We start from the raw sequence: 8,628 nt of genomic DNA on the forward strand, positions 1-8,628 counted from the left end.
TTCTTTAAGCGTATCAAGCATTTTCGTCGCGTCGCCACTCGATATGACAAACTCGCCCACAGCTACCTCACCTTTGTCTCCATCGTGTCTGCCTTCGGGCCGCTCTTAAATGTAAACAGGACCTAGCGTTCCACGCACCGTCAGGAGAGTTCTCAATGGCTAAGTCCGCAAAGCGCGTTGCCGTAACCGGCGCCGCAGGTCAAATCGGCTACTCGCTGCTGTTCCGTATCGCCAATGGCGATCTGCTGCTCGGCAAAGACCAGCCCGTGATCCTTCAATTGCTCGACCTGCCGCAAGCGCAAGGCGCGCTCAAGGGCGTCGTGATGGAACTGGAAGACTGCGCATTCCCGCTGCTGGAAAGCGTCGTCGTGACGGACGATCCGCGCGTCGCGTTCAAGGATGCCGACGTCGCGCTGCTGGTCGGCGCCCGTCCGCGTTCGAAGGGCATGGAGCGTAAGGACCTGCTGTCGGCCAACGCCGAAATCTTCACGGTTCAGGGCAAGGCGCTGAACGACGTGGCGAGCCGCGACGTCAAGGTGCTGGTGGTCGGCAACCCGGCCAACACGAACGCCTACATCGCGATGAAGTCGGCGCCGGATCTGCCGAAGAAGAACTTCACCGCCATGCTGCGTCTGGACCACAACCGCGCGCTGTCGCAACTGGCCGCCAAGTCGGGCAAGCCGGTCGCGTCGATCGAAAAGCTCGCCGTGTGGGGCAATCACTCGCCGACCATGTACCCGGACTTCCGTTTCGCGACGGCCGGCGGCGAGAACCTGACCAAGCTCATCAACGACGACGAGTGGAACCGCAACACGTTCATCCCGACGGTCGGCAAGCGCGGCGCGGCGATCATCGAAGCGCGCGGCCTGTCGTCGGCGGCATCGGCGGCGAACGCTGCGATCGACCACGTGCGTGACTGGGTGCTCGGCACGAACGGCAAGTGGGTCACGATGGGCATTCCGTCGGATGGCTCGTACGGCATTCCGGAAGACATCCTCTACGGCGTGCCCGTGACGTGCGAAAACGGCGAGTACAAGCGCGTCGAAGGCCTGGAAATCGACGCGTTCTCGCGCGAAAAGATGGACGGCACGCTGAACGAACTGCTCGAAGAGCGCGACGGCGTTGCGCATCTGCTGGGCAAGTAAGCATCGCACATCATCGCGATATCGCGCGGAGAGCCAGCGGGCTTTCCGCCTGATTCGAGCGCGCTTGAACATACTTCGAGCGCGTTCGAATCAGAAGCATTGAGCAAGACCGACTTTCCATCCCCAAAATCGGATCCGACGCCGACGATGCCTGCCCTCACTCCCGCCGAAGTGCTGTTTGACGGCGAAGCTCAGCCCGCCGTGCTGCCGCCCTGCGATCACTACGCGGGCAGCGAAAAGCTCATCCGGAAATCGCTGGCGTTGCAGGCGCAACTCGGGCCGGTATTCGATATCACGCTGGACTGCGAAGACGGCGCGCAAGTGGGCCGCGAAGTCGAACACGCGGAAATGGTCGCGTCGTTCGTGGGCGGCGAGGAAGACCGCTTCGGGCGCGTGGGCGTGCGCATCCACGACTTCGCGCATCGCGCGTGGCGCGACGACGTGCGCATCATCCTGCGTCAGGCGAAAAAACCGCCCGCCTTCGTCATGCTGCCGAAAATCCGCAGCGTCTTCGATGCCGCCGAGATAATCGCTTTCATCGAGTCATCGCGCGCGGAGTACGGCATCGCGCAAGCCATTCCCTGCCATCTGCTGATCAAAACTCACGGCGCGCTCGCCGATGCATTCGAACTCGCCGCGTTGCCGGGCGTCGAATCGCTGAGTTTCGGGCTGATGGACTTCGTTTCCGCGCACAACGGCGCCATCCCCGATTCCGCGATGCGCTCGCCCGGCCAGTTCGATCATCCGCTGGTGCGGCGCGCGAAGCTGGAGATCGCGGCCGCGTGTCACGCGCACGGTAAAGTGCCATCGCACAACGTATCGACGGAAGTGCGCGAGATGAGCGTCGTCGCGAGCGATGCCGCACGCGCCCGCAACGAGTTCGGCTACACGCGGATGTGGAGCATCCATCCGGAGCAGATCAAGCCGATCACCGCGGCCTTCACGCCGCGCGACGAAGAAATCGCGCTCGCCGCCGAGATTCTGCTGGCGGCGCAACGCGCGGACTGGGGCCCGACGCGCCACGGCGACACGCTGCACGATCGCGCGAGTTATCGCTATTACTGGTCGGTTCTGCGCCGCGCGCAGGCAACCGGCCACGCGATGCCCGACGAATGCGCCGCATGGTTCGCCGCGTGAGCTGATCAAAACGCATTGGAAGAAGCACGAAAAGTAACGCCGCATCACGAGCACTGACCAGGAGACTCGAGAGTATGAGCGATACCGCATCGACCGAAGCACCCGCCACCGGCGGTTTCAAACCGAAGAAATCCGTCGCGCTGTCGGGCGTGACGGCGGGCAATACCGCGCTGTGCACCGTCGGCAAGACCGGCAACGATTTGCACTATCGCGGCTACGACATTCTCGATATCGCGACGACTTCCGAGTTCGAGGAAATCGTTTATTTGCTGGTGCACGGCAAGCTGCCGACCGTCGCCGAACTGAAAGCGTACAAGACCAAACTGAAAGCGATGCGCGGCCTGCCCGCGAATCTCAAAGCCGCGCTGGAATGGATTCCGGCTTCCGCGCATCCGATGGACGTGATGCGCACCGGCGTCTCCGTGCTCGGCACGATCCTGCCGGAGAAGGACGATCACAACGTCCCCGGCGCCAAAGATATCGCCGACAAGCTGATGGCTTCGCTCGGCTCGATGCTGCTCTACTGGTATCACTACTCGCACAACGGCAAGCGCATCGAAGTCGAAACCGATGACGACTCGATTGGCGGCCACTTTCTGCATCTGCTGCATGGCGTGGAACCGTCGAAGTCGTGGGTCGACGCGATGCACGTTTCGCTCAACCTCTACGCCGAACACGAGTTCAACGCATCGACCTTCACGGCGCGCGTGATCGCGGGCACGGGTTCGGACATGTTCTCGGCCATCGCGGGCGGCATCGGCGCATTGCGCGGCCCGAAGCACGGCGGCGCGAACGAAGTCGCGTTCGAAATTCAATCGCGTTATCTCAATGCCGACGAAGCCGAAGCCGACATCAAGCAGCGCGTCGAGAAGAAGGAAGTCGTGATCGGCTTCGGCCATCCGGTCTATACGATCTCCGATCCGCGCAACAAGGTGATCAAGGACGTCGCGAAAAAGCTGTCGAAGGAAGCCGGCGACAACAAGCTGTTCGATATCGCCGAGCGCCTCGAATCGGTCATGTGGGATGCGAAGAAAATGTTCCCGAATCTCGACTGGTTCAGCGCCGTGTCGTATCACATGATGGGCGTGCCGACCGCGATGTTCACGCCGCTGTTCGTGATCTCGCGCACGGCGGGCTGGAGCGCGCACATCATCGAGCAACGCATCGACAACAAGATCATCCGGCCGAGCGCGAATTACACCGGACCGGAAAATTTGAAGTTCACGCCACTAAATAAGCGAAAATAGCGGGCTGCGCGATCGGGATTCGCGAGGGAATTCCACACCGCGCAGCAATCGCCACTCAACCCCAAGTTTTCGAAAAGGTTTTATCGATGAACAAACTCCTGATCGCAGCAATCGTCGGCACACTGGCAACCACCAGCGTGTTCGTCAGTGCCGACGCTTTCGCCGCGACGACCACGACCGACTCGAGCGCGGCCAAGGCCAAGCGCCCCGCTCCCGCACGACGCATCATCAAGCGCAAGCCCAAGGCCGAAGCGGCTGCGGCGGCGAAGACCGATCCGATCCCGGAAGGCGCGACGAAGTGGTCCTGCAAGGACGGACTGGCTTTCTATCTGAAAGGTGACATGAAGCGTGACTCGATCGTCACCGTCAACTGGGCGAAGAAAGATTACAAATTGCCGCGTCAGGACACGACGACCGGCGCCGACCGCTTCCACGATTCGGCATCCGGCATGGATCTGGTCGTGATCCCGACGAAGGCGATGCTGTTCTCCGACAAGGACGAATCGCGTCTCGCCGACGAGTGCGTGACCGCCGAAATGGCTGCCGGCGCAACCGCGCCGACGCAGGCAGAAGCGTTGAAGAACAATCCGCTGATCGCTCCCCAGAAGTAAGCCTTATCGGCATATAGAGCATTCACACAGGAATCCTCGATGTCCGCACCGATCTCCAATGTCCGGCCTGCCCCGGACAAGGTACTCGAAGACATAGTCGACTATGTTCTCCATTACCAGGTCGACAGCACGCTTGCGCTCGAAACGGCGCGCAACTGCCTGATCGACACGCTCGGTTGCGGACTCGAAGCCCTCTCCTACCCCGCCTGCACCAAGCTGATGGGACCGATCGTGCCCGGTACGATCGTCCCCAATGGCGCGAAGGTGCCGGGCACGCAGTTTCAGCTCGATCCGGTGCAGGCCGCGTTCAACATCGGCGCGATGATCCGCTGGCTCGATTTCAACGACACCTGGCTCGCGGCCGAATGGGGTCATCCGTCGGATAGCCTCGGCGGCATTCTGGCGACCGCCGACTGGCTGTCGCGCAGCGCGATCGCATCGGGCAAGCAGCCTTTGTCGATGAAGGACGTGCTCGTCGCCATGATCAAGGCGCACGAGATTCAAGGCTGTATTGCGCTTGAGAACTCGTTCAACAAGGTCGGGCTGGATCATGTGTTGCTCGTCAAGCTGGCATCGACGGCGGTCGTCGGGCAGATGATCGGTCTCTCGTGCGACGAGCTGATCAACGCGGTATCGCTCGCGCTGGTCGACGGCCAGGCGCTGCGCACGTATCGTCATGCGCCGAATACCGGCTCGCGCAAGTCGTGGGCGGCGGGCGATGCCACGTCCCGCGCCGTACGTCTCGCGCTGATCGCGAAGACCGGCGAAATGGGCTATCCGTCCGTGCTGACCGCTAAGACGTGGGGCTTTTACGATGTGCTGTTCAAGGGCAAACCGTTCGAGTTCCAGCGTCCGTACGGCACGTATGTGATGGAAAACGTGCTGTTCAAGATTTCGTTCCCCGCCGAGTTTCACGCGCAAACTGCCGCCGAAGCCGCGATGATCCTGCACGAGCAGTTGAAGAAAGCCGGCAAGTCCGTCGATGACATCGGCAAGATCACGATTCGCACGCACGAAGCGGCGATCCGCATCATCGATAAGAAAGGCCCGCTGAACAACCCGGCGGACCGCGATCACTGCATTCAGTACATGATCGCCGTGCCGCTGATTTTCGGCCGCCTCACCGCCGCCGACTACGAAGATGCCGTCGCGCAGGACCCGCGCATCGACGCGTTGCGCGACAAGATGGAATGCGTCGAAGACCCGCAATACACGAAGAATTATCACGATCCGGACAAGCGCTCGATCGCCAACGCGCTGACCGTGGAATTCACGGACGGCAGCAGGCTCGATGAAATCGCGGTCGAGTATCCGATCGGTCACAAGCGTCGCCGCGGCGAGGGCATTCCGCTGCTCGTCGGAAAATTCGGGACGAATCTGGCACGCCGTTTCCCGCAGAAGCAACAACGGGCGATCCTCGCTGCATCGCTCGATCAGGCAACGATAGAATCAATGCCGGTGAATGAATACGTCGATCTGTACGTAATCTAGCCCTACGCCGGGCGCTTCGGCGTCTTGCGCAGGCATGGAACCAGAGTAAGCAAGCTATTTCCTCGTTTAGCCCAAGGAAAACAACATGGCCCACAATCTCCATAACACGCTCAAGGAATTCGACAGCAGTTCCGGCAAAGCCAAGTTCTACTCGCTGCCGCAACTCGGCGATGCCCTCAAGGTCAAGATCCAGCACCTGCCGGTCTCGATCCGTCTGGTGCTCGAATCCGTGCTGCGCAACTACGACGGCAAGAAGATCACCGAGGAGCACATCGAGCAACTGGCGAACTGGAAGCCGACCGCATCGCGCGTCGACGAAATCCCGTTCGTGGTCGCGCGCGTCGTGCTGCAGGACTTCACCGGCGTGCCGCTGCTCGCCGATATCGCCGCGATGCGTGGCGTCGCCAAGCGCGCGGGCAAGGACCCGAAGGCGATCGAGCCGCTCGTGCCGGTCGATCTCGTCGTCGATCACTCGGTGCAGATCGACCACTTCCGCGAGCCGAACGCGCTCGACCTGAACATGAAGCTGGAATTCCAGCGCAATAACGAGCGCTACCAGTTCATGAAGTGGGGCATGCAGGCATTCGACACGTTCAAGGTCGTGCCGCCGGGCATCGGTATCGTGCACCAGGTGAACCTCGAATATCTGGCGCGCGGCGTCCACAAGAAGACCGAAGGCAAGGACACGGTCTACTACCCGGACACGCTGGTCGGCACCGACTCGCACACGACGATGATCAACGGTATCGGCGTGGTGGGCTGGGGCGTGGGCGGCATCGAAGCGGAAGCGGGCATGCTCGGCCAGCCGGTGTACTTCCTGACGCCGGATGTCGTCGGCGTCGAGCTGAAGGGCAAGTTGCGCGAAGGCTGCACGGCCACCGACCTCGTGCTGACCATCACCGAAATGCTGCGTAAAGAGAAGGTCGTCGGCAAGTTCGTCGAGTTCTTCGGCGAAGGCACGGCATCGATCGGCGTGCCGGATCGCGCAACCATCGGCAACATGGCGCCGGAATACGGCGCGACGATGGGCTTCTTCCCGGTCGACGAAAAGACCATCGACTACTTCAAGGGCACGGGCCGCACCGACGCGGAAATCGCCGCCTTCGAGAAGTACTTCAAGGCGCAGAAGCTGTGGGGCGTGCCGAAGGCCGGCGATATCGACTACACGAAGACGCTGACGCTCGATCTGTCGACCGTCGCGCCGTCGCTGGCGGGTCCGAAGCGTCCGCAAGACCGTATCGAAATCGGCAATGTGAAGAGCACGTTCGAAGACCTGTTCTCGAAGCCGGTCGGCGAAAATGGCTTCAACAAGAAGGCCGCCGAACTTGCGACGAACTACAAGACGACCGACGGCGTGAACCTGAAGAACGGCGACGTGCTGATCGCCGCGATCACGTCGTGCACGAACACGTCGAATCCGAGCGTGCTGCTGGCCGCCGGTCTGCTCGCGAAGAAGGCCGTCGAAGCTGGTCTGACGGTCGCGCCGCATATCAAGACGTCGCTGGCGCCGGGATCGCGCATCGTCACGGAATATCTGACGAAGACGGGCCTGCTGCCGTATCTCGACAAGCTCGGCTTCACGCTCGCCGCTTACGGCTGCACGACGTGTATCGGCAACGCGGGCGATCTGACGCCGGAACTGAACGACGCCATCGTGAAGAACGATGTGGTCGCGGCAGCCGTGCTGTCCGGCAACCGTAACTTCGAAGCGCGTATTCACCCGAATATCCGCGCGAACTTCCTGGCTTCGCCGCCGCTGGTCGTAGCGTACGCGATCGCGGGCAATATCACGCGCGATCTGATGACGGAACCGGTCGGCAAGGGCCGTGACGGTCACGACATCTATCTCGGCGACATCTGGCCGACCAGCGACGAAGTCCACGCGCTGCTCAAGTTCGCGCTCGACGCCAAGGCGTTCCGCGAGAACTACTCGCAGCTCACCAAGGACGGCGACCTGTGGAGCAAGATCGCGGGCGAAAGCGGTCAAGTCTACGACTGGCCGAAGTCGACATATATCGCCGAGCCGCCGTTCTTCGGCAGCGATTTCTCGATGAAACCGGCCGATTCGATCCCTGCAGTGAAGGGCGCACGCGCGCTCGGCATCTTCGGCGATTCGGTGACGACCGACCACATCAGCCCGGCGGGCTCGATCAAGGAAACCTCGCCTGCTGGCGTGTGGCTGAAGGCAAACGGCGTGCAGAAGGCCGACTTCAACAGCTACGGCTCGCGTCGCGGCAATCACGACGTGATGATGCGCGGCACCTTCGCCAACGTCCGGATCAAGAACCTGATGATCCCGGCGAAGGCCGACGGCACGCGCGTCGAAGGCGGCCTGACGATCCATCAGCCGAGCGGCGAACAGTTGTCGATTTACGACGCCGCGATGAAGTACATCGACGCCGACACGCCGACCATCGTGTTCGCGGGCGAAGAGTACGGCACGGGTTCGTCGCGCGACTGGGCCGCGAAGGGCACGCAACTGCTCGGCGTGAAGGCCGTCGTCGCACGCAGCTTCGAGCGTATCCATCGCTCGAATCTGGTCGGCATGGGCGTGCTGCCGCTGCAGTTCAAGGGCGCGGACAGCATCCAGTCGCTGAATATCACGGGCGAAGAGACCTACGACATCGAAGGTCTCGGCGACGACTTCAAGCCGCAACAGGAAGTCACGCTCGTGATCCATCGCAAGGACGGCAAGGACGATCGCGTGCAGGTGCTGCTGCGTATCGACACGCCGATCGAAGTGGACTACTACAAGCACGGTGGCATTCTGCCGTTCGTGCTGCGCTCGCTGCTCGCGGCGTAAGCGTTGTAGCTGTTTTGCAGGTGACCGCGCCCGCAAGGACGCGGGAACATTGGACCCGGCTGATGCCGGGTTTTTCTTGTGCGCCCAGCATGGGCGCACTCTTGCGGGTGCAAGTCGCGCGGCAAGTTGACCACAGCGAGCGAAGTGAAGCGCAACTGCGGAAGGGCGACCGACCGTGGGGAGGAAGCGTGGAG

General features: G+C 61.9%; 6 protein-coding genes and 1 pseudogene. All 7 read left to right on the forward strand.

Annotated features, from left to right (window positions below; translation table 11 throughout):
* Window positions 1-126 (forward strand): annotated as a pseudogene (locus BVER_RS32890) (IS5/IS1182 family transposase); the annotation flags it as partial.
* 29 nt (window positions 127-155) lie between these two features.
* Window positions 156-1,145, forward strand: coding sequence for a malate dehydrogenase (locus BVER_RS25610; RefSeq protein ID WP_050455653.1), 990 nt, complete (start codon window positions 156-158; stop codon window positions 1,143-1,145).
* Between the two features lie 147 nt (window positions 1,146-1,292).
* Window positions 1,293-2,282, forward strand: a complete 990-nt coding sequence (locus BVER_RS25615) for an HpcH/HpaI aldolase/citrate lyase family protein (RefSeq protein WP_050455658.1) — start codon at window positions 1,293-1,295, stop codon at window positions 2,280-2,282.
* 74 nt (window positions 2,283-2,356) lie between these two features.
* The gene (gene prpC / locus BVER_RS25620) at window positions 2,357-3,529 is read left to right on the forward strand and encodes a bifunctional 2-methylcitrate synthase/citrate synthase (protein ID WP_050455654.1); all 1,173 of its coding nucleotides are present in this window, start codon (window positions 2,357-2,359) and stop codon (window positions 3,527-3,529) included.
* A gap of 86 nt (window positions 3,530-3,615) precedes the next feature.
* Complete coding sequence (locus BVER_RS25625; RefSeq protein ID WP_050455655.1) at window positions 3,616-4,140, forward strand: hypothetical protein; 525 nt, start codon at window positions 3,616-3,618, stop codon at window positions 4,138-4,140.
* A 39-nt stretch (window positions 4,141-4,179) separates the two neighbouring features.
* Window positions 4,180-5,631 carry a bifunctional 2-methylcitrate dehydratase/aconitate hydratase gene (locus tag BVER_RS25630; RefSeq protein WP_050455656.1) on the forward strand — a complete coding sequence of 484 codons (1,452 nt, stop codon included), beginning with the start codon at window positions 4,180-4,182 and terminating at the stop codon, window positions 5,629-5,631.
* Window positions 5,632-5,716: 85 nt separating this feature from the next.
* Window positions 5,717-8,434 carry an aconitate hydratase AcnA gene (acnA, locus tag BVER_RS25635; protein WP_050455657.1) on the forward strand — a complete coding sequence of 906 codons (2,718 nt, stop codon included), beginning with the start codon at window positions 5,717-5,719 and terminating at the stop codon, window positions 8,432-8,434.
* Window positions 8,435-8,628 lie beyond the last annotated feature (194 nt).

It is taken from the genome of Candidatus Burkholderia verschuerenii (genome assembly GCF_001189365.1).
Classification (GTDB): domain Bacteria; phylum Pseudomonadota; class Gammaproteobacteria; order Burkholderiales; family Burkholderiaceae; genus Caballeronia; species Caballeronia verschuerenii.